This window comes from Rhodococcoides kyotonense (assembly GCF_001645385.1).
In the GTDB taxonomy this organism is placed as follows: Bacteria; Actinomycetota; Actinomycetes; order Mycobacteriales; family Mycobacteriaceae; genus Rhodococcoides; species Rhodococcoides kyotonensis_B.
On the sequence record NZ_LVHI01000039.1, the window covers coordinates 96,666 to 116,795 of the forward strand.

The following is a 20,130-nucleotide window of genomic DNA, read 5'->3' on the forward strand; positions in this document are numbered from 1 at the left end:
CCTAGCGGTCCGACGCGCCCGCGAGCTGCAATTCCTGCCGCACCGTCACGTCCGCCGTAGCGTCTGCGGGACGCCTGCACACTGCCATCGTCTGGTCCCACCACGACTGCACTGCGTTCGTCTCGGACCCCGACCTGCTGTTCTCCACCGATCTCCTCCAGGTGTTCGTCTCATTCGGCTCGCGCCTGAGCAGGTGATACCCAGCTCGTCTCATCTTCAATCACATTGCCGACGAGGCGCCGCGTATGACGTCAGACCCGATAGGTATGCCCGTCGGCCTTGCGCACCGAATGTCGCTTGGCAGGATGTATCGACAGACACCTCGGCAGCGCCGAGACCACGACATCTCTCCACGGAAGGCGTGATACGTGCACGGCCATGAGGTTTTCGACTTGCGCGACAAGGTTGCACTGGTCACCGGATCGAGCAGAGGCATCGGCCGCGCGCTGGCCACCGGGCTGGCGGAGGCGGGCGCGCGCGTCGTGTTGAACGGGCGCGACGCCGACGCACTGTCTCGCACTCGTGACGAAGTCGCCGAGGCGACCGGAGCCGACGTCCGCGCCGACGCATTCGATGTCACGGACTCGGCCCAGGTCGCGGCGGCAGCAGTGCGTATCGAGTCCGAGGTGGGCCCGGTCGAGATCGTCGTGAACAACACCGGCGTTCAGCATCGCGCTCCGCTGCTCGAGTTCCCCGACGACGATTTCCGTCGGGTACTGGATACGAACCTCACCAGTGCGTTCTACGTCGGCCGTGAGTTCGCACGCGCGATGGTCGATCGCGGGCACGGCAAGATCGTCAACATCTGTTCGGTCCAGAGCGAACTGGGACGGGCAGGCATCGCACCCTACGCGGCGAGCAAGGGCGGGTTGAAGATGCTGACCCGCGGTATGTGCGCGGATCTCGCTCCGCGCGGTATTCAGGTCAACGCTCTCGCGCCCGGTTACTTCGACACCGAGTTGACGCGCGCGCTCGTCGACGACGCCGAATTCACTGCCTGGCTCGCCGCGCGCACGCCTGCCGGTCGATGGGGCCGTACCGAGGAACTGGTCGGTTCGCTGCTGTTCCTGTCCTCGCCCGCATCCGATTTCGTCAACGGCCAGATTCTGTACGTCGACGGCGGCATGACCGCCGTCGTCTGACACACACCAACCGTTTCGTCCAGAAGAAGTGAGATCTCTCGTGGCACCTGTACGTATACACCTCGGCCCGACGCACAATGCCGAACTGGCCGACGCGATCACCGGCGCGGGAGGCGTCCTCGCACCGCTCGACGACGCCGACGCGGTGGTGTGGACGGCGGGTCCCGATTCGTTCCCGCGTGATCTGCCCGACTCGATCCGTTGGGTGCAGCTCTCGTCGGCGGGCGTCGAGTCCTGGTTGGACGCAGGGATCGTCGACGAGAAGAGGACGTGGACGTCCGCCGCCGGCGCCTATTCCCGCACGGTCGCACAACACACCATCATGCTGCTGCTGGCCGGTGTCCGACACCTGCCCGAGCAGCTGAAGGCAGACTCCTGGCGGAAGGACGAATTCGACCCGCGAGTCGGGACGCTGGACGGAAGCACCGTCGCGATCGTCGGGTGCGGCGGCATCGGCCGGGCACTCATCCCGTTCCTGCACGCAGCGGGCGCGAAAGTGCTGGCGGTGACGCGCTCGGGGGTTCCGGTCGACGGCGCCGCGCTCACGCTGCCCGCCGACCGTGTCGACGAAGTCTGGTCCAACGCAGATCATTTCGTGATCGCCGCGCCTGCGACGAGCGAAACCGCGCATCTGGTCGACGCGTCCGCGTTCGCCCGCATGAAGCCGTCGTCGTGGGTGGTCAACGTGGCGCGCGGGGCACTGGTCGACACCGATGCTGCCGTCGACGCAGTGAAGAACGGAGTGATCGGCGGAGTCGCGTTCGACGTCACCGATCCCGAACCACTCCCCGACCAGCACCCGTTGTGGTCGCTCGAGAACGCGATCATCACACCTCACGTCGCGAACCCAGCGTCCGGATTGTCGACGGCGCTGGCTGCACACATCGCACGTAACGTCGAACTTCGCTGCGCTGGAAGCGAATTGGTAGCCAAGATCGACCCGAACCGGGGCTACTGACCTCGTTCGGGCGGACGGGTGTTGGCGGCGACGTACTCCGCCAACACCGTCCGTAGCACCTCACGGACCGCTTCGGCGGGTTTGGACAGCGGCTGGTTCGCGGGTGTCCCCAACGACACCTGCACTTCGATGACCGGTTCGATCCGTCGCAGCTCCAGCCCCTGAACGTTCATCATTCTGCGCGCCACGGACAGCGGTAACACCGTCGCGCCGAGGCCACTTCTGACGGCTTGACCCATCAGGGTCACCGATTCGACCTCCGCCACGATCTTCGGTTGTGCCAGAGCGGATTCGAACGCTGCTCCGACGACCTTGCGGATCGTGTGCATCCGGCCGGGAAGCAGCAGCGGCACTTCGAGCAGGTCGAGCAACGACACGGCGCTACCGACTTCGCCGGGAAGACCGGTTCCCGACGGCGCGACCACCATCAACTCCTCGGTCAGCAGCCTCTCGAACGTGACGCCCTTGATCGGGCCCGCGTCGTAGAGCAAAGCCATGTCCATGCGGCCGGTCATCATCGCTTCGCTGAGCACACCGCCGAAGTTCTCGTTGATATGCAACAGAATCGACGGGTACCGCGCACGGACCGCCGTCAGCAGCGGCAGCGCGATCGCAGCGACGGTGCTGTACGGAGCAAGCCCCACCGACACGCCGCCGGCCAATTCCCTTCCGACGACACTGACTTCGGCCTGTGCGCTCTCCACCTGCCGCAGAATCACCTGCGCGTGTCGGTACAACGCCTTTCCTGCGTCGGTCGGTTCGACGCCCTGTTTGCTGCGAATCAAGAGCTGCTGCCCGAAGTGCGACTCCAACGCCGTCATCTGTTGACTGAGCGCCGGCTGGGCGATGTGGAGGATGTCCGCTGCGCGCGTGATGCTGCCGGCATCGACGATGCGAACGAACGAGTACAGCCGTCGTGTGTCCACTGTTTGTTCTTCTCTCCTATCGGTTCAGCACAAGGTTTCCTCACCGTTTCAGATGAGCTACAGCGCTGTAGCGATTCACGTGCATCCGACACGCGGGTCCCGCATATTCCCAGGTGAACCAGCATAGGCCTTTGCTATTACATCACTGCGAACGGGTATTAACGCTCGATCGCCGTTCCTGCGTAGCGTCCGTTCCAACGAGATGCGGCACCGGGCGTACAGCCCGCCGTCACCTGACGTTCCACTTCGACAGGCAGAAAGGCAGGAAGCGATGGTTTCCAGAATCGACCTCGTCGCCGATCTGGGCGAGAGCTTCGGCGCATGGACCATGGGCGAAGACGAGGCGCTGCTCGACCTGCTCACGTCGGCGAATGTCGCCTGCGGCTTCCATGCAGGCGACCCGCGCACGATGGACCTGACCGTTCGGCGTTGCGTCGAACGTGGGATTGCCGTCGGCGCGCACCCGAGCTTCCCCGATCTGGCCGGATTCGGCCGTCGCGCAATGGATCTGACGCCCGACGAGGTACGAACGGACGTCCTGTACCAAATCGGTGCCCTGCAGGCGTTCGCGACGGCGCACGGTACGTCGGTCACGCACGTGGCTCCGCACGGCCGGCTCGGCAATCTCGTTGCGACACGACCGGATTACGCCACCGCGGTCGTCGACGCCGTCTGCGCCCTCGACCCGAGCATGATCGTCATGGCGCAGGACGGCTGCCTCGCGGACGAGGCCCGCACGCGAGGTGTACGCGTCGGAATCGTCGGAATCGCCGATCGCGCGTACCGACCGGACGGCACCCTGGTGCCGCGCACCGAGCCGGGAGCCGTGATCGAAGACCTCGACGAATTGGTGGCTCGCACGGTGCGCATGGTGGTCGACGGTGTTCTCGACGCGGTCGACGGCACACCGATCGCCATCGCGGCCGATACCGTTCTACTGCACGGCGACAACCCGGGTGCAGTCCGCACCGCCGCAGCCATTCGAGCTGCTCTCGACGCGGCAGGCGTCGAGATTCGGGGGTTGCATTCGGACACCGTGCGCCGCGATCGCTGTCCGGCATGACGGGCTTGACCATCACCGACTGCGGCGACTCGGCACTGCGAGTCACGTCGTCGGCGGCGACGACGGAAGAGAAGTGGGCCCGGGTACACGCCCTGGCGGCCACCCTCGACGCTCGCAGTCCCGTAGGCGTGTTCGGCGCGATCGTGACCTACGACGCGCTGCTCGTCGAATTCGATTGCGTGACAACCTCACACGACGCGGTACGGCGGGCCGTCGAGTCCGCAGCACTGGCAGGTGGCGACACAGAGCATCGCGCACCGCGGTCCTTCGTCGTTCCGGTCGTCTACGGAGGTGCCCACGGTCCCGATCTGGAGCTCGTCGCCTCGGTACTGGGAGTGAGCACGGACGAGGTCGTCCGTATCCACTCCTCCGAGCCGCTCACCATGCGTTGCTTCGGGTCTCCGGGCGGAGCGCCCATGCTCGACGGGCCTGCGTTCGAACTTCCCATTCCTCGACGGTCCAGTCCACGCCCGAGTGTTCCGGCCGGAGCTGTCGCCGTCGCGGGACGTCAGGCCGTCGTATCCGCCCGACCGGCACCCGGCGGTTGGCAGGTTCTGGGCCGCACACCTGTCGAACTGGTCGACCTCACGTCGAGCCCGTTGTCGCCGTTCGCCCCGGGAGACACGTTTCGTTTCGAACCCATCGACGCTGCGGAGTGGGACGCGTACGCAGGAGGCATCGATGGCTGAGACCTTGACGATCCTGCAGCCTGGGATCTCCGCCGTCACCGACCTCGGACGGCGGCGCGCGAGCCGTGTCGGGCAGATGACCGGTGGCGCGTCGGATCAGTACAGCGCCGAGGTCGCGAACGCTCTCGTCGCGAGCGGCCCGACTGCACCGTTGATGGAACTTATGGCGTTGGACTTCGCCATGGTGCCGAGCACCGACATACTCGTCGCTGTCACCGGCGCCCCGGCCGATGTTCGCGTCGACGGCGTTCGGGCCGCGCAATGGGAACCCGTGGTGGTTCCGGCAGGCGCGACGCTGTCCGTCACACGGATCCGTCATGGGCTGCGCGTCTACATCGCCGTGCACGGTGCCGTGCACGCGCGGTCGTTGATGAACAGTTGCGCACCGGATTCCGTGCTCGGGTTCGGCAATCACCTCGCATCGGGAGACACGATCGAGATCGATGTCGACTGCCCTCCGATACGACACCCCCATTTCGACATCCCCGTCTTTCGTCTCGGCGCCGCCCGCCCCCGGTTCGGCGACCACTGGGACGTTCCCGTCACCGACGGCCCCGACATCGGGGACTTCGGTGGCACCGAGACACGGCTGTTCGACACCACCTTCACCGTCGGTGTCGCCAGCAATCACATCGGACTTCGCCTGGCCCCACCCGACGGCCATCGGCTTCCCGAACGCACCGCGGCGACGGAGATGTTGTCCCGCGGTGTTCCGATCGGAGCCGTCGAGGTTCCCGCCGGTAACGAACTTCTCGTCCTCCATCGAGGACGCGGGGTGACTGCCGGTTACCCGGTGCTCGCCGTCGTCACCACGATCGGCCTGTCACTACTCGGCCAGGCTCGACCCGGCCACACCGTCCGTTTCACCCGTACCGGCATCGACAGCGCGGTCGCTGCGCACCGACGACGGCAATCCGACATCGATGCAGTGCGGTCGAGAGTCCACACGGTCTTCACCGCGCTCGGCATTCCGACTCACGTCGGCCCTGGACCACTACCCAGCTCTGCACTCACACTGGAGTCAGCATGACAAACGCACTCACCCCGGACACAGGCACTGCACCCCCGGCACCGGAGACGACCAAGATTCGCAAGGTCGTCCTGGCCGGTTGTGTCGGCATCTTCGTCGAGCTGTACGACAACGGCATCTTCGCCTTCATGGCGACGGCGCTGGCCATCGTGTTCTTCGACGTCTCGAAGTCGTCGGATGCCCTGATGCTCGTGTTCGCCGGCTACGCCATCTCGTTCTTCATTCGACCGCTCGGCGCCGTGGTCTGCGGCATCCTCGGTGACCGCATCGGCAGACAGAAGATGCTGGTGTTCGTCATCATGCTGATCTCCGTCGCCACCGCAGGAATCGGTCTGCTTCCGACCTACCAGGCCATCGGAATCGCTGCTCCCGCGCTGTTGATCCTGCTGCGAATCTTGCAGGGCTTCTCGGTGGGCGGCGAGGCTGCAGGCGCGATGACGTTCCTCGCCGAGCACGCTCCGGACAACAAGCGCGGTCGAATCACCAGCTACGCCCAGATCGCATCGTTCCTCGCTCTGCTGACCGGCACGCTCGTCGCCTTCGCGATGTCGCCCTGGCTGAACGAGGCAGCGATCGACGGCGGCGGCGTCGCGAGTTGGGCATGGCGCGTTCCGTTCCTCGTCGCAATTCCGATGGGAATCGCCGGGTGGTACATCCGTCGTGCAATCAGCGACACCCCCAACTTCGAGAAGCTGAAGGCCGAAGGCGGTCTGTCTCGGAACCCGCTCAAGGAAGCATTCGCGACCCCCGAGCACCGCAAGGCAATGCTGTTGGCCCTGTTCATTCCGCTGATGAACGGCTCCGGTTACTACGTCCTGTTCTCGTACATGCCCACGTTCCTCAAGGGTGAGAGCATCGGATTCTCCACCGGCACCGCGCTGCTCGTCACCGCCGCATCGCTGGTCGCGATCTGCATTGCAATCCCGTTCATGGGCGCGCTGTCGGACCGGATCGGTCGGAAGAACGTCATTGCCGGAGCGGCTGCGGCCATGGCCGTCGCGGGCATCCCGTGCTACGCACTCATCGCTACCGGCAACGTCGCCCTCGCCGTCCTCGGCGCCTGCGTCATGGCCGTCATCTTCGCCGGACACACTGCCGTCATCCACATCCTGATCGTGGAGCTGTTCCCCACCCGCGTTCGCTACTCCGCGTACGGCCTCGGGTACAACATCTCCTCCGCTCTGTTCGGTGGAACGGCTCCGCTGCTGATGACCTGGCTCATCCCCCACTTCGGAATCTACGTCCCTGCCTACTACGCGGTGATCACCGCGATCGGCACGCTCATCGCCGTCAGCACCATCACCGACCGCGCCCACGAACCGCTTCGGGACACTCTCTAAGGACTCTGTCATGCCATTCAGCGACTACAGCACTGCCCTCGTCACCGGAGCGAACACCGGAATGGGCGCCGCCGCCACCGAACTGCTCACCAAACGCGGAATCACCGTGTACGGCCTCGCCCGCGATGCTGCCAAACTCGACGACGTCGCATCACGGACCGGAATGATTCCGCTCGCCGTGGACGTCACCGACACAGCCGCATTGACTGCAGCTGTCGGGGATCTCGACATCGACATTCTCGTCAACAACGCAGGCGTGTCGGCGACGGGCAACATCCTCGACGCCAGCGAGGAATCCGTCGACGCGATGGTCGACGTCAATCTCCGCGCCGTGCTCCATCTGTGCCGGCTGCTTCTGCCGGGCATGGTCGAACGCGACCGCGGACACGTCGTCAACATCAGCTCCATCGCCGGTCTGTACAACTTCTACGGACACACCGCCTACCACGCCACGAAGGCTGCGGTGCACCAGATTTCGCGCCAGCTCCGCAACGACACCAAGGGCAAGCGCATACGCGTCACCGAGATCTGCCCCGGCCGCGTCGAGACCGAGATCTTCGGTCGCAATCTCGGCGGAACACCGGAAGCCATGAAGGAAGCGTGGGACACGTTCTACGAGGGCTTCGAATCGATCACCACCAAGGACATCGCCGACGCCATCGAGTTCGCACTCGATGCACCGCGCCACGTCAACATGGGCCTGATGGAGATCATGCCGACGTTCCAGGTCCCCGGCGGCCTCGACTTCGTGCGGCGCAATGACTGAGACGACGCTCGGCGTGGTCGCACACGCAGCCGACGACCTGCGCGTCGAACAGGTGCCGGTTCGCCGTCCTGCTGCCGACGAGGCCGTCGTCGAGATCGCGTTCGGCGGAATCTGCGGATCCGATCTGCACTACTGGACGCACGGCGCCGCAGGCGAGTCCATCTTGAAAGCTCCGATGCTTCTGGGCCACGAAGTGGTCGGCACGGTCGCGGCGGCGGCGGCCGACGGAAGCGGTCCCGCCGCCGGGACCCGTGTCGCGGTGCACCCTGCCACCCCGAAGCCCGGCACCGTGCGTCATCCCGAGGATCGGCCGAACCTCTCACCAGGATGCACCTATCTCGGTAGCGCGGCCCAATTTCCCCACACCGAGGGAGCTTTCGCGAAGTACTCGGTGCTGCCGAGTCGCATGCTGCGCCCTCTGCCCGACACTCTGGACTTCCGCACGGCTGCCGTCGCGGAACCGGCCGCGGTGGCATGGCACGCGGTTGCACGTGCCGGCGACGTGACGGGAAAGAAGGCGCTCGTCGTCGGATGCGGACCCATCGGCGCACTCGTCGTCGCGGTGCTGGCACGCGCCGGTGCCGCCGAGATCGTCGCGGTCGACCTGCACGAGACGCCGCGTGAGATCGCCCGGTCGGTGGGTGCAACCCGCACCCTCGACGCCTCGGACTCCGAATCGATTGCCTGCGTCGATTCCGACGTTGTCATCGAGTGCTCCGGCAATCGATTCGGTCTCGAGTCGGCCATCCGCGGTGCGACGCGCGGTGGCCGAGTGGTCATGCTCGGACTGCTTCCGACCGGAATGCAGCCTGCTCCACTGTCTCTCGTCATCACGCGCGAACTCGAGCTGGTCGGTTCCTTCCGATTCAACAGCGAAATCGACGACGTCCTCGAGGCGCTGGCCGACGGTTCGCTCGACGCGAGCGCCGTGGTCACCCATACCTTCGGCGTCGACGATGCTCTCGAAGCATTCGCCGTCGCCAAGGATTCCGCACACTCCGGCAAGGTCCTGCTCGAGTTCTGAGCCTGCGCGTCATCGCCGATCGTTATATCCCGAGAACGAACAGGTCTTGGGCATCAGGAACATTCGACGCTAGCGTCGATGTCGACACCACCATATTCACCCGAGGAGATCACATGTCTTCGCCCCTTCTCGCCTCGCGTGTCACCCGCATGCGTGAGTCTCCGAGTGTTGCAGCGGCACAACGGGTTCGGGAACTGAAGGCCGAAGGGCGATCGATCCTCGATCTCACCGTCGGTGAACCCGACTTCGACACACCGGACCACATCAAGACGGCCGCGATCGCGGCGATGCAATCCGGATTGACCAAATACACTGCCGTCAACGGCATTCCAGTACTGCGCGAAGCGATCTCCAAGCGGTTGATGGAGAAGACAGGTCTCGACTACGACGCGTCGCGCATCACCATCGGCGGTGGCGCGAAGCAAGTCATCTTCCTCGCGCTGATGGCGACGGTCGAAGCCGGCGTCGAGGTTGTCGTCCCCTCCCCGTACTGGGTCTCGTACCCGGACATGGTCGAGGCGCACGACGGCACCCCCGTCGTCGTCGACTGCCCCGAGTCGGACGGATTCCTGCTGACGCCGGAACGTCTCGAAGCTGCCATCACACCGGCCACCCGCTGGGTCATCCTGAACACCCCGTCGAACCCCACCGGCGCGATCTACGACGCGGACAGGTTGGCGGCGTTGGCCGCGGTGCTCGACAGGCACCCGCATGTCCACGTGCTCTCCGACGAGATCTACGACGAGATCTGCTATCTCGACGCCCCCGCTCCCACGCTGCTCGGCATCGCACCCCACCTGCGCGATCGCGTCTTCCTCACCAACGGCGTGTCGAAGTCGTACGCGATGACCGGCTGGCGGCTGGGTTACGGCGTCGGCAATCCGGAGCTGGTCGGCGCGATCAACAAGTTGCAGTCTCAGTCGTCGTCGTGCCCGTCGTCGATCAGCCAGGCTGCTGCCGCCGAGGCGCTGTCCGGTGATCAGAGTTTCGTCACGGAGTCGGTGGCGAGTTACCGACACCGACGCGACGTCGTGTTCGAGTTGCTCGACGCCGTGGACGGGCTCGACCCCGTACTCCCGCAGGGTGCGTTCTACCTCTTCGTCGGCTGCTCCTCCCTGATCGGCGCGCGCACACCCGAGGGTGTCGAACTCCGTAGCGATCAGGATGTCGTTCTCTACCTGCTCGATCACGCTTCGGTCGCGACGATCCAGGGGTCCGCGTACGGCGCGGACGGGTACTTCCGGGTCTCGTTCGCCACGTCCGAGGACGTTCTACGTTCCGCCGCGGCCAGTATCTCCGCAGCCGTCTCGTCACTGACTCGATAGGAATTCTCATGGTCCACGTCACCACCAAGATCGACCGCCCTGCGAAGGAACTCGTCGACGAGCTCGGCGCCTTCTCGGCCGCAACCATTCACGAGGCTCAAGGACGTTCCGGCGCATTCGATTCCGGCATCAAGCCCCTCGATCGCGACATGTCGTTCTGCGGACCGGCTTTCACGGTCGTGTGCCATCCCCGCGACAACATCATGCTGCAGGTCGCCATCAGCTACGCCCAGCCGGGTGATGTGCTGATCGTGTCCTCGGGCGACCAGCCCGCGGGCCAGTTCGGCGACGTGCTCGCCAATGCCTGTGTTGCACGCGGTATCGCAGCACTCGTCACCGACGGCGGTGTCCGCGACTCGCGTGAAATTCGCGAACTCGGCTTCCCGGTCTTCAGCAAGCATGTGTGCATCCAGGGAACCGTCAAGGAATCCCTCGGGCCGATCAACCAGCCGCTCGTCTTCGGCGGACAGCTCGTCCGCCCCGGAGATGTGATCAAGGGCGACTGCGACGGTGTCGTGCTGACGCGTAGGGAAGAAGTGCGGTCGGCGATCGACGCCTGCCGCGAACGCGACGCCGCCGAGGCGGAGTACATCGAACGCTACAAGCGAGGCGAGACGCCCATTCAGGTCAGCAATCTCGCAGCGGTTCTCGAAAGCAAGGGTCTCACCGTCGACGTCTAGAGACGCTTACCGCGACGAGATCGTCCTGGTCAAGGCCGCGAGATCGACGTCGACAGCACTCGGTGCGCGCAGCGAGGTCACGGTCGCCCACTTACGGCCGATGAGCCCGGCATCGCTGTCGTCGTCGCTCTCCGCGACGATCTCGTCGAAGCGCACGGTCACGAAGCCCTCGCCTCGGTCGCCGATCTCCGCCTGCACCGCGCCGAACTCGGCCAACGGCGCAGCGGCGACGCCCTCGAGTTCGTCGAGTGGCACGTCGGGAATGTTGACGTTCAGCACGGAATCCGGCCTACCGTTCTCCATCGTCCACCGCACCGCATCGCGTACCACGAGCTCGGCGGTGTCCCAGTGCGTGGGGTTCGTCGTCGCGAGCGACGCCGCCATTGCCACCACGCCGTGTGTCGACGCCGTCAGAGCCGCGCCGACGGTTCCCGAATGCAACACGGCCGAGCCGGTATTGGGGCCGTGGTTGATGCCCGACAGCACCAGGTCGGGTGGATCCCCGAACGCGCCGCGTGTGGCGACGAACGCGATCAGGGCCGGCGACGCCTTCACGGCATACACCGGGACGTCGGCCAGACCGTCGATGGACCGGGTCGTGACCGCCAGACGCGCGTCGCTGCCCATCCCCGTCAGCGACGCGCTCGCACCGCTGCGCTCCTCGTGCGGAGCGGCGACGACTACGTCGAGACCAGCTTCGACGGCGATACGCGTCAACAAAGCGATGCCGTCGCTGAAGACGCCGTCGTCGTTGGTGACCAGTGCCCTCATGACGCGGATCCGAACGGGCGGACATCCACGGCCTCTGTCAGTCGCAGGACGAGATCGCGCTGACCGCTGCCGAGGCCACGTCGCGTGACGTTGGCGCTTCCCGCACCGCCACCCAGTTGCAGAGCGTCCCTCATCGACCTTCCTCTCGCCAGACCGGTCGCGATACCGGCACTCATCGAATCGCCTGCGCCGTGGTGGTCGACCTGACTCAGGTCGGGGGTCACGATTTCGAGGACTTCGTCGTCCACCAGAGCGAGCGCGGGTTCCGCGGCACGGGAGATGACGACTACCTGGGCGCCCTCGTCGTGCAGCGCTCGCATGGCCTCGATCAGCGCCTCCGGTTCCTCGGAATCGGCTCGGCCGTCCTCGATCAGATCCTCGTGACTGACCTTGAGCACGGTGAGCCCACCTGCCAATGCGGCCGTCATCGTCGGTCCGGACAGATCCGCCACGATCGGCACCCCGAGCGCAGTCAGATCGGCGGCCAGTCGGGTGTAGAGCTCGGGTGGGACGACGTTCCCGGAGTGGGGTCCGCCGAGAATGGCGATGTCGCTCTTGCTTCCGACTGCAAGCGACAGGCCGAACAAGTCGTCCAGTGCGTGGCGCGCCAAGGGCGGCGGGTCGACGGTCGCGACTTCCTTGCGTTCCCCGTCGCGGCGGTCGTGCACGTACGAACCGCTTTCCTGGCCGATCTCGACGGCCTCGACCTTGATGCCCTCGCGTTCGATGAGGTCACGCAGAACGCCACCGATCTCACCACCGAAGACCCCGCACAGCGTCACATCCAGGCCGAGCACCGAAGCCATCCGGGAGATCCAATGCCCTTGGCCACCCGCATGCACGTGCAGTTCCGGGTCACCGCTGGGCGAACAATCCAGCGTCACCGTCAACAACGGCGAAGGGGCGAATACGAATGCGGTCGGACTTTCGCGAATGTCAGGCACCGAGACGGAATGCCCGATCCACGCGCGGGTCAAACGGACTTTTCGGACGCCGTCGATGCCGGCGGCGCCGCCGTCGTGCATGTTTCGCGGGGCGACGGTTCGGCAACACCGAAGAGGTGTGGCCCTCTCGCGCGCCTCGCCCGAAGCGCGGTGTGAACCAGGCACACGACCACCGAAAGGGCTCGCACACGTGCACTTCGACATCGTCATCATCGGCGCAGGTTCGGGAAACATGGTCGCGGACAGCCGCTTCGACGACAAGTCCGTCGCCATCGTCGAGGAAGCCGCCTTCGGTGGTACCTGCCTGAACGTCGGATGTATCCCGTCGAAGATGTTCGCGTACACGGCCGATGTGGTCGACACCGTCGTCGGCGCGCCGAGTTTCGATGTACCTGTCGATCAGGACTCGGTGTCGGCCCGGTGGCCCGACGCTCGCGATCGCATCTTCGGTCGCCTCGATCGTGACGCGCGCGACGCGCGTCGGGGGCGTGAGGAGGCCCCCAACATCACGGTCCTGACCGGAACCGCCCGGTTCGTCGGTGAGAAATCCTTGCGCGTCGAACTGGCGGACGGATCGACGACCGATGTCAGCGGCGATCGCATCGTCGTCGCGGCGGGAAGCAGACCCGTCGTCCCCGACGCTCTCGCCGGCGACGACATCGGCTGTCACACATCGGATTCCATCATGCGCATCGACGAGGCCCCGACGCGCCTCGCCGTTCTGGGCGGCGGGTACATCGGAGCCGAATTCGCACATATCTTCTCGCGCTTCGGGTCGGCCGTCACGATCATCGAACCGTCGAAGACTCTGTTGTCGGGCCACGACGAGACGATCACCGACACCTTCACGACAGTGTCCTCGGCCCGCTTCGATCTTCGACTGGAGAACTCGGTGACGGCGGCACGCCGCACGGCCGACGGCATCGTCCTGTCACTGGAGAACGGCGACACACTGACCGTCGACACCGTGCTGGTCGCGACGGGGCGCACACCCAACACCGATCGACTCGACTGCGCCGCAGCAGGACTCGACATGGACGACGACGGGCACCTGCTCACCGACGCGCAACAACGCACCAACGTCGACGGCATCTTCGCGCTCGGTGACATCTGCGCGTCCGTTCCACTCAAGCATGTCGCCAACCGTGAAGCGAAGGTGGTGGCACACAACCTGGCCGACCCGGACCATTTCCTCCGGATGGACGACGACCTCGTGCCGTCGGCTGTCTTCACCATTCCCCAGATCGCCAGCATCGGAAAGACGGAACAGCAACTGCGAGACTCGAACACCGCCTACGTGGTCGCACAGAAGAAGTACTCGGACGTCGCCTTCGGGTGGGCCATTCAAGACGACACGGGTCTGTGCAAGATCCTGGCCGACCCGGACAGCGGTCGAATACTGGGCGCCCACATTCTCGGACCGCAGGCGGCGACGATGATCCATATTCTTTCCGTCGCAATGCACTTCGACATCTCGGCGCAAGACCTCGCCCGACGGCCGTTCTGGACACATCCGGCGCTCCCGGAACTGATCGAGAACACGCTGTTGGACATTCACTGAAATCATCTCGAACGAAAGGACATGCACATGACCGACCCGACGACCAGGTTTCCGATGCCCGAACGGAGCGGACAGCCGGAACTGCCGCATCCAGGGCTGACCCAGGACATGGTGACCGCTCCCGACCACGGAGAGAACAGCTACCGCGGATCCGGGCGACTGGACGGGCGCAAAGCACTGATCACGGGCGGCGATTCGGGAATCGGCCGCGCGGTCGCGCTGGCGTTCGCGAGAGAAGGCGCCGACGTCGTCATCGCGCACCTCGAAGCGGAGGCTGCCGACGCCCAGGCGACCGTCGAACTGATCGAATCCGCGGGACGTTCCGGACGCGCGATCGCATGCGACATCACCGACGAGGCGCAGTGCGCTTCTCTGGTATCCGCGGCGGTCGACACACTCGGCGGCCTCGACATTCTGGTCAACAACGCCGCGTACCAGATGGCCCAGAACGGCGGTATCTCCGACATCACTACCGAACAGTTCGATCGGGTGCTCAAGACCAACCTGTACGCACTGTTCTGGATTTCGAAAGCCGCTGTGGGAGTGATGAAATCGGGGTCCACGATTGTCAACACCACGTCGATTCAGGCGTCGAATCCCTCGCCGGAGCTGTTGGACTACGCTACGACGAAGGCCGGTATCGTGGCCTTCACCAAGGGTCTGTCCGCTGATCTCGCCGAGCGCGGAATCCGTGTGAACGCTGTCGCTCCGGGACCGATCTGGACCCCGTTGATACCGGCGACCATGCCCGCATCCAAGTTCGAGAAGTTCGGTGAGACGGTCCCTCTCGGACGCCCAGGACAACCTGCCGAGCTCGCGCCCGCGTACGTGTTCCTGGCCTCGGACGATTCGAGCTACATCACCGGCGAGACCATCGCCGTGACCGGGGGAACGCCGATGACGTGAGGCGACTCCGTCGTCGTCATCGGGTGCTCGGGGCCTGCCACAACCCGACGATCGCGTCGATCAGATCGGTACCGCACCGATTCCACTCCTCGACGGGGTCCGCGCGCGAGTCGGCGACGTCCCGTTCCGTTTCGGCGACGAAGTGTGTCATCAGGTTGCGTGCCATCGCCCCGCGCGAGCTCCTGACGTCGGCGGGCAGGTCGGGCTTGCGCGCGTCGAGGCCCGCGACGATGCGACGCAGCGATGCAGACGCGAGTGCTTCCTCGTACACGATCGGACGGAGCACGGGATCGGTGATCACCTGCGCGGCGAATCGTGCATACCACGTCGGACGTCCGAGCTGCGCCAAATAGTCGGTCGACGGCCTGACGAGAAGCGTGATCCATGTGCGCAGATCGTCTCGGTCCGAGTCGTCGTTCGCATCCGATTCCAGCAGGTCTCGCCGGATTCGCTCTATACCGCGAGCGTGTTTGACGACGATCGCGCGCACCAGGTCTTCCTTCGTACCGAAGTGGTAGCCGACAGCCGTGTTGTTCCCTTGGCCCGCAGCTTCGCTGACCTGACGGTTCGACACTGCGAACACGCCCTGTTCGGCGAACAGCCGTTCTGCGGCAGTCAGAATCACCTCGCGCGTCTCTGCCGCGCGAGGTGATCTGCTCTTCGAATGCGTCACTGCAGCATTATCGGGCCGAGACCGACTCGTCGTCGTCGGAGACCGCCACCGACCGGCTCGCATCGGCGTCCGGTCGTGCCGGAACGAACCGCGGCAGGAAGGCTGCGATCACCAATGCGACAACCGCCGCGCCCGCGGCGACCCCCATGACGACCTTGAAACCGTCCTGCGACGGCAACGACACCGAGCCCATCGACATGGTCATCTGCGCGAGGATCACGCCCGCGACCGCACTTGCGAACGACGTTCCGAGAGAACGCATCAGCGTGTTGAAGCTGTTCGCCGCGGCAGTCTCCGACGCGGGGACGGCTCCCATGATCAACGCAGGCATCGCACCGTAAGCCAGACCGGTGCCCGCACCGATGACGAGCGAGACCAGAACGAGCTGCCACACGGCGCCCATCAGGAAGACGCCGCCTCCGTAACCGATTGCCACCGTGATCGCACCCACCATCAACGTCACCTTCGGACCCATGGTGGTCGTGATTTTCGACGAGAGCGGCGCCACCACCATCATGACGAGACCGGACGGCGCCATCACGAGACCGGACAACAGCATCGACTGCCCCAATCCGAATCCGGTCTCCTTCGGCATCTGCAGAACCTGCGGAAGAACCAGCGTCATCGCGAACATCGCGAAGCCGAACACGATGGACGCGAGGTTCGTGAACAACACCTGCTTGCCGACACTGACGCGCAGATCGACGAGCGGCTGCGCCACTCGAAGTTCCCACCAGGCCCACACCGCGAACGCAGCCGCCGCGACGACGAAGCACGCCAGCGTCGTGCCACTGCTCCAGCCCCACGTTGCGCCCTTCGAGATCCCGAGGAGCAGCGTGACGAGGCCGATCGACAGCGAGGCCGCACCACCGAAATCGAACCGACCACCGGTGCGGACGGCCGATTCGGGGACGACCGTGACGACCAGCACCGTGACGACCGCACCCAGCCCGGCCGCGGTCCAGAACAGGAAGTGCCAGTTCGTGTATTCGGCGATCAAGGCGGCTGCAGGCAATCCCAGTGCACCGCCGACGCCCAACGAAGCGCTCATCAAAGCGATGGAGCCGGGCAGTTTGTGCACGGGCAGGACGTCCCGCATGACGCTGATCCCCAGCGGAATCACGCCCGCTGCAAGTCCTTGCAGCGCGCGCCCTGCGACGAGCGGAACGAGGCTGCTGCTCAGCGCGCCGACCACGGACCCGGCAATCAGGAGCCCGAGGCTGACGAGCAGCATCCGACGCTTACCGAACATGTCTCCGAGACGACCCATCGTCGGGACCGCGACTGCTCCGGCCAAGAGCGTCGCCGTCACCACCCACGCGGTGTCCGACGCCGGCGCGTTCAGCAGCGACGGCAACTGCGGGATCAACGGAATGACAAGGGTCTGCATCAGTGCGACGACGATGCCCGCGAACGCGAGTACGGCGACGACCGGACCCGTTGCGGGCGCGTGCTGCTCGTCGTGCGCAGCGTGCGTAAAGCTCATGAGAACTCCAGAAATAGGGGACGTGCGACCGCCATGTGGTTCAGTCGACTGACTTAAACTACGAACGTTGCTTGTATCCGTCAACTAATTCGCGGTGGATGTGTCCTCTATCACGCGACGGGCTGACGCAAGATGGTGCGCAGTTTCGACGCGTCCACGCGGCGTGGGTCGTTCAGATAGATCTCGTGATGCTTGCCGGTCATCGTCAGCCCCGCTTCGGGCAGATAGCGGTGATGCAGTTCTGCGAGCACAGGAGCCTCGTCGTCGTAGGGGCCCACATGGAGCGTCTGAACACACCGGCCTTCTCGAAGCGTCTCGACACGCACCGCGTCGATACTCCGCGGGTTGCTCTTGCCCCTCACGGCGACGACGGCCGCGTCGAACATCGACGCGTCGATCCAGTCCGGCACCATGATCATGACCGTCCAGTGCCATGCCGTTTTGTCCCGAGCGGTCGTGAACGAGTCCATGTCCGGCGCCCACCACAGCGCCTCCAGCGGCGGTACGACGTAGTCGCGTGTCAGATCGCGTTTGCTGGCGAACTTCAGCGTGTACGCCACCGGGTACAGCGCGGCGAGCGCATCGGCGTATGCGGATGCAGTGTTGGGGTCGCCCTGACCGTCGATCATCGCGTACTGCATCGGCGGCATGTCGACGACTCGAAACTCGCCGAGACGCGCGACGTATCCGTCGAGTGTCGTCTTGAAATCGACCTTCACGCCGGGCCCCGTCCGTCGGTTCAGGCGATCACAGTACCGCTGACCGCCTGAACGAGGACTCGACCGAGCACGCCACGGCGCCCGAATCGTCCATTTCGTACAGTGGATGCAGTGAACCACGTATCGAGCATCGCTGCATCCGAGAACGAGCTGGGTGGACTGGCCGGTTGGGCCGTCGGATTGATGGAGGCGATCGGCGGCCCAGGAGCGGGCATCGCGGTCGCGGCGGAGAACTTCTTCCCTCCCCTGCCGAGTGAGATCATCCTGCCGTTGGCGGGGTTCACCGCGTCGCAAGGCGGGATGACGCTGTTCAGCGCGTTGTTCTGGACCACAGCAGGCTCGGTGATCGGCGCGCTCGTTCTGTACTGGCTGGGCGTGAAGCTCGGGCGTGACCGGATGTACGCGATCGTCGACCGCATGCCGTTCGTCGACACGAATGATCTCGCGAAGGCAGAGGATTGGTTCGCCCGCCACGGTCGATCGGCGGTGTTCTTCGGTCGCATGATTCCGATGGTGAGATCGGGCATCTCCGTACCTGCAGGCGTCTCTCGCATGCCCGTCCTGCAGTTCACCCTCTACACCACGCTCGGCAGCCTGATCTGGAACTCGATCTTCGTCCTCGCCGGCTACTTCCTCGGCGAGAACTGGCACTACGTCGAGAATTACGCCTCGGTTTTCCAGTACGTCGTCATCGGGGTCGTCGTCGCTCTGGTCGTGTTCTTCGTCGTGAAGAAGAGGAAGAAGCGCCGCCAGCCGGCCTCCTGACGAAGACCGGCCGACGGCGTCGAACCGTCTAGGCCTGGTGACGAGCGAACAGCGCTCGTGCCGCCACGTCGAATTCCTCGAGGCTCATGCGGCTGTCCACGGCGCGCTTCACCAGTTCCGCATGGGTCTCCCCTGCCAATCCGGTGATCGGCTGGTCGAGATCCAGGTTCGACGGAAATGCGTAGCCCTCGGCGGATGCAGCGATCACGTTGTCGACCTCGCGGTCCCGACCCTGCTCGGTCCAGTCGAGCAAGATCGGGTACAGCGCGGAACCGATGACCTCACGGTCGACGCTGTCGAGCGCCCGTCCGAACGGGGACGAGACCTGCAGCAGGTTCGCCATGCGATAGATGTCGCTCGACGTGTTGTGACCGGCGGCATGGAACAGGGCGGGATTGAAGAACACCGCGTCGCCCTCCTCGAGGGGCAGCTGAATGTAGTTGTCCGCGAAGTACTCTCTGAACTCCGGAAGGTTGAACGCGATGTAGCCCGCTTCGAACTTCTGCGAGTACGGAAGGTACATCGTCGGGCCGCTCTCGATCGGCATGTCGCAGTGCGCCACTGCTCCCTGCAGCGTCAGGGCCGGTGACAGTCGATGGATGTGTGCCCGGAACTTCGCCGCGGTGTCCGTCGACATGAAGCCTAGGTGGTAGTCGCGATGCGGATTCTGTGCGGCCCCACCGGGGTTGACGACGTTGATCGCCGACGTGACTTGGTACATCGGACCTAGCCACGCCTCGGACACCAGCGCGAGAAGGTCGTTGGAGTAGTAACGGGCGAACTGTTCGGGCTCGGCGATCGCGAGCTTCTGCAATGCGGACCAGATGCGGTCGTTCGCACCCGGCTTCGCGAAATGATCTCCGCCCACCACACCGCTCTCGTGCTGCCGACGAATGATGTCGCGGAATGTCGAGGTGGTTTCCTCGATCGCGTGTTCCGACGTGAAAGCCTTCTTGAACACCACAATTCCGGGCCCGTTCAGCAAAGCGTCCGCGAGCTCGTCCTGAATCTCGGCACGAACAGCCGCATCCGAGGCCTTGTCGGTCAGCGCAGCTGCGTCGTAGATCAACACGTTCTTCAGTACGTCGAACGCGTGCGGGTAGTCGGCCAACGCCGTTTCCTGCGACACCAGAGCTCGGAATTCGTCGATGTCGCAATCGGACTCGCGAAGTCGGCCGGTGCGTGGGGTCTGCTGGATGTTGCTGGTCATGACACCGTCCTCGGCTGTGGAAAGGGTGGAACCGCGCATCACGGTTCCGGTGAAGTGGTTCAAAGCTTGCCGAACGCGGCAGCACGCGCACAACCCGCAAACCCATCAACTTTCCCTCGAGGATATCGAACGGCGATCGTGTCGGCGCGCGC

Annotated in this window: 21 protein-coding genes; 13 read left to right on the forward strand and 8 right to left on the reverse strand. The window is 65.0% G+C overall.

All coding sequences use genetic code 11. The features are described 5' to 3' along the window. Position 1: 1 nt before the first annotated feature. The gene (locus A3K89_RS25895) at positions 2 to 148 is read right to left on the reverse strand and encodes a hypothetical protein (RefSeq protein WP_157105421.1); all 147 of its coding nucleotides are present in this window, start codon (positions 146 to 148) and stop codon (positions 2 to 4) included. Positions 149 to 368: 220 nt separating this feature from the next. On the opposite strand from A3K89_RS25895, the gene A3K89_RS23045 reads away from it, so the two are divergent. Continuing rightward, on the forward strand, positions 369 to 1,142 hold the full coding sequence (locus A3K89_RS23045) for a glucose 1-dehydrogenase (protein WP_068431305.1): 774 nt from the start codon (positions 369 to 371) through the stop codon (positions 1,140 to 1,142). Between the two features lie 40 nt (positions 1,143 to 1,182). Beyond that, positions 1,183 to 2,100 (forward strand): D-isomer specific 2-hydroxyacid dehydrogenase family protein, encoded by a 918-nt coding sequence (locus tag A3K89_RS23050; protein WP_254303646.1) that lies wholly within the window; start codon positions 1,183 to 1,185, stop codon positions 2,098 to 2,100. Here the strand turns inward: A3K89_RS23050 and nac are convergent. After that, entirely contained in the window at positions 2,094 to 3,026 is a 933-nt protein-coding gene (gene nac, locus A3K89_RS23055) for a nitrogen assimilation transcriptional regulator NAC (protein WP_174551498.1), read from the reverse strand. The two genes, A3K89_RS23050 and nac, sit on opposite strands and share 7 nt — an antisense overlap. Positions 3,027 to 3,297: 271 nt before the next feature. Here nac and A3K89_RS23060 point away from each other — a divergent pair, with 271 nt between their 5' ends. The 8 genes from A3K89_RS23060 to A3K89_RS23095 all read left to right on the forward strand — a co-directional run bounded on the left by A3K89_RS23060 (position 3,298) and on the right by A3K89_RS23095 (position 10,943). Further along, positions 3,298 to 4,089: a LamB/YcsF family protein gene (locus tag A3K89_RS23060; RefSeq protein ID WP_068431311.1), complete on the forward strand. Its 792-nt coding sequence runs from the start codon at positions 3,298 to 3,300 to the stop codon at positions 4,087 to 4,089. After that, entirely contained in the window at positions 4,086 to 4,778 is a 693-nt protein-coding gene (locus A3K89_RS23065) for a 5-oxoprolinase subunit B family protein (RefSeq protein WP_157105422.1), read from the forward strand. The genes A3K89_RS23060 and A3K89_RS23065 overlap by 4 nt, the downstream gene beginning before the upstream one ends. Beyond that, a complete protein-coding gene (locus tag A3K89_RS23070) occupies positions 4,771 to 5,808 on the forward strand; it encodes a biotin-dependent carboxyltransferase family protein (protein WP_068431313.1) in 1,038 nt (345 codons plus the stop codon). The genes A3K89_RS23065 and A3K89_RS23070 overlap by 8 nt, the downstream gene beginning before the upstream one ends. Beyond that, positions 5,805 to 7,148 carry an MFS transporter gene (locus A3K89_RS23075; RefSeq protein ID WP_068431314.1) on the forward strand — a complete coding sequence of 448 codons (1,344 nt, stop codon included), beginning with the start codon at positions 5,805 to 5,807 and terminating at the stop codon, positions 7,146 to 7,148. Before A3K89_RS23070 ends, A3K89_RS23075 begins: the two co-directional genes overlap by 4 nt. 10 nt (positions 7,149 to 7,158) lie before the next feature. Next, positions 7,159 to 7,914: an SDR family oxidoreductase gene (locus A3K89_RS23080; protein WP_068431317.1), complete on the forward strand. Its 756-nt coding sequence runs from the start codon at positions 7,159 to 7,161 to the stop codon at positions 7,912 to 7,914. Further along, on the forward strand, positions 7,907 to 8,938 hold the full coding sequence (locus tag A3K89_RS23085; protein WP_068431318.1) for an L-idonate 5-dehydrogenase: 1,032 nt from the start codon (positions 7,907 to 7,909) through the stop codon (positions 8,936 to 8,938). The genes A3K89_RS23080 and A3K89_RS23085 overlap by 8 nt, the downstream gene beginning before the upstream one ends. Positions 8,939 to 9,051: 113 nt before the next feature. After that, positions 9,052 to 10,263 carry an aspartate transaminase gene (locus tag A3K89_RS23090; RefSeq protein ID WP_068431320.1) on the forward strand — a complete coding sequence of 404 codons (1,212 nt, stop codon included), beginning with the start codon at positions 9,052 to 9,054 and terminating at the stop codon, positions 10,261 to 10,263. An 8-nt stretch (positions 10,264 to 10,271) separates the two neighbouring features. Beyond that, entirely contained in the window at positions 10,272 to 10,943 is a 672-nt protein-coding gene (locus A3K89_RS23095) for a 4-carboxy-4-hydroxy-2-oxoadipate aldolase/oxaloacetate decarboxylase (RefSeq protein ID WP_068431321.1), read from the forward strand. 6 nt (positions 10,944 to 10,949) lie between these two features. Here A3K89_RS23095 and surE read toward each other — a convergent pair whose 3' ends face one another. Both surE and A3K89_RS23105 read right to left on the reverse strand, forming a co-directional pair. Further along, entirely contained in the window at positions 10,950 to 11,714 is a 765-nt protein-coding gene (gene surE, locus A3K89_RS23100; RefSeq protein WP_068431324.1) for a 5'/3'-nucleotidase SurE, read from the reverse strand. Continuing rightward, entirely contained in the window at positions 11,711 to 12,739 is a 1,029-nt protein-coding gene (locus A3K89_RS23105) for a 1-phosphofructokinase family hexose kinase (RefSeq protein WP_084424022.1), read from the reverse strand. The genes surE and A3K89_RS23105 overlap by 4 nt, the downstream gene beginning before the upstream one ends. A gap of 109 nt (positions 12,740 to 12,848) precedes the next feature. Between A3K89_RS23105 and A3K89_RS23110 the strand changes: the two genes are divergently transcribed. Together A3K89_RS23110 and A3K89_RS23115 are read left to right on the forward strand one after the other, a co-directional pair. Next, positions 12,849 to 14,219 carry a mycothione reductase gene (locus tag A3K89_RS23110; protein ID WP_254303647.1) on the forward strand — a complete coding sequence of 457 codons (1,371 nt, stop codon included), beginning with the start codon at positions 12,849 to 12,851 and terminating at the stop codon, positions 14,217 to 14,219. 27 nt (positions 14,220 to 14,246) lie between these two features. Beyond that, complete coding sequence (locus A3K89_RS23115) at positions 14,247 to 15,125, forward strand: glucose 1-dehydrogenase (protein WP_084424044.1); 879 nt, start codon at positions 14,247 to 14,249, stop codon at positions 15,123 to 15,125. Between the two features lie 16 nt (positions 15,126 to 15,141). Here A3K89_RS23115 and A3K89_RS23120 read toward each other — a convergent pair whose 3' ends face one another. From A3K89_RS23120 to A3K89_RS23130, 3 genes are all read right to left on the reverse strand, one after another. Continuing rightward, a complete protein-coding gene (locus tag A3K89_RS23120; RefSeq protein WP_084424024.1) occupies positions 15,142 to 15,861 on the reverse strand; it encodes a TetR/AcrR family transcriptional regulator in 720 nt (239 codons plus the stop codon). Then, complete coding sequence (locus A3K89_RS23125) at positions 15,806 to 17,284, reverse strand: MFS transporter (RefSeq protein ID WP_068431329.1); 1,479 nt, start codon at positions 17,282 to 17,284, stop codon at positions 15,806 to 15,808. Before A3K89_RS23125 ends, A3K89_RS23120 begins: the two co-directional genes overlap by 56 nt. 110 nt (positions 17,285 to 17,394) lie before the next feature. Continuing rightward, entirely contained in the window at positions 17,395 to 18,003 is a 609-nt protein-coding gene (locus tag A3K89_RS23130; RefSeq protein WP_068431331.1) for a GyrI-like domain-containing protein, read from the reverse strand. A gap of 183 nt (positions 18,004 to 18,186) precedes the next feature. Here A3K89_RS23130 and A3K89_RS23135 point away from each other — a divergent pair, with 183 nt between their 5' ends. Then, positions 18,187 to 18,768: a DedA family protein gene (locus A3K89_RS23135; protein ID WP_114331009.1), complete on the forward strand. Its 582-nt coding sequence runs from the start codon at positions 18,187 to 18,189 to the stop codon at positions 18,766 to 18,768. Positions 18,769 to 18,796: 28 nt separating this feature from the next. Here A3K89_RS23135 and A3K89_RS23140 read toward each other — a convergent pair whose 3' ends face one another. Further along, positions 18,797 to 19,978 carry a phytanoyl-CoA dioxygenase family protein gene (locus A3K89_RS23140; RefSeq protein WP_068431503.1) on the reverse strand — a complete coding sequence of 394 codons (1,182 nt, stop codon included), beginning with the start codon at positions 19,976 to 19,978 and terminating at the stop codon, positions 18,797 to 18,799. Positions 19,979 to 20,130: the final 152 nt, after the last annotated feature.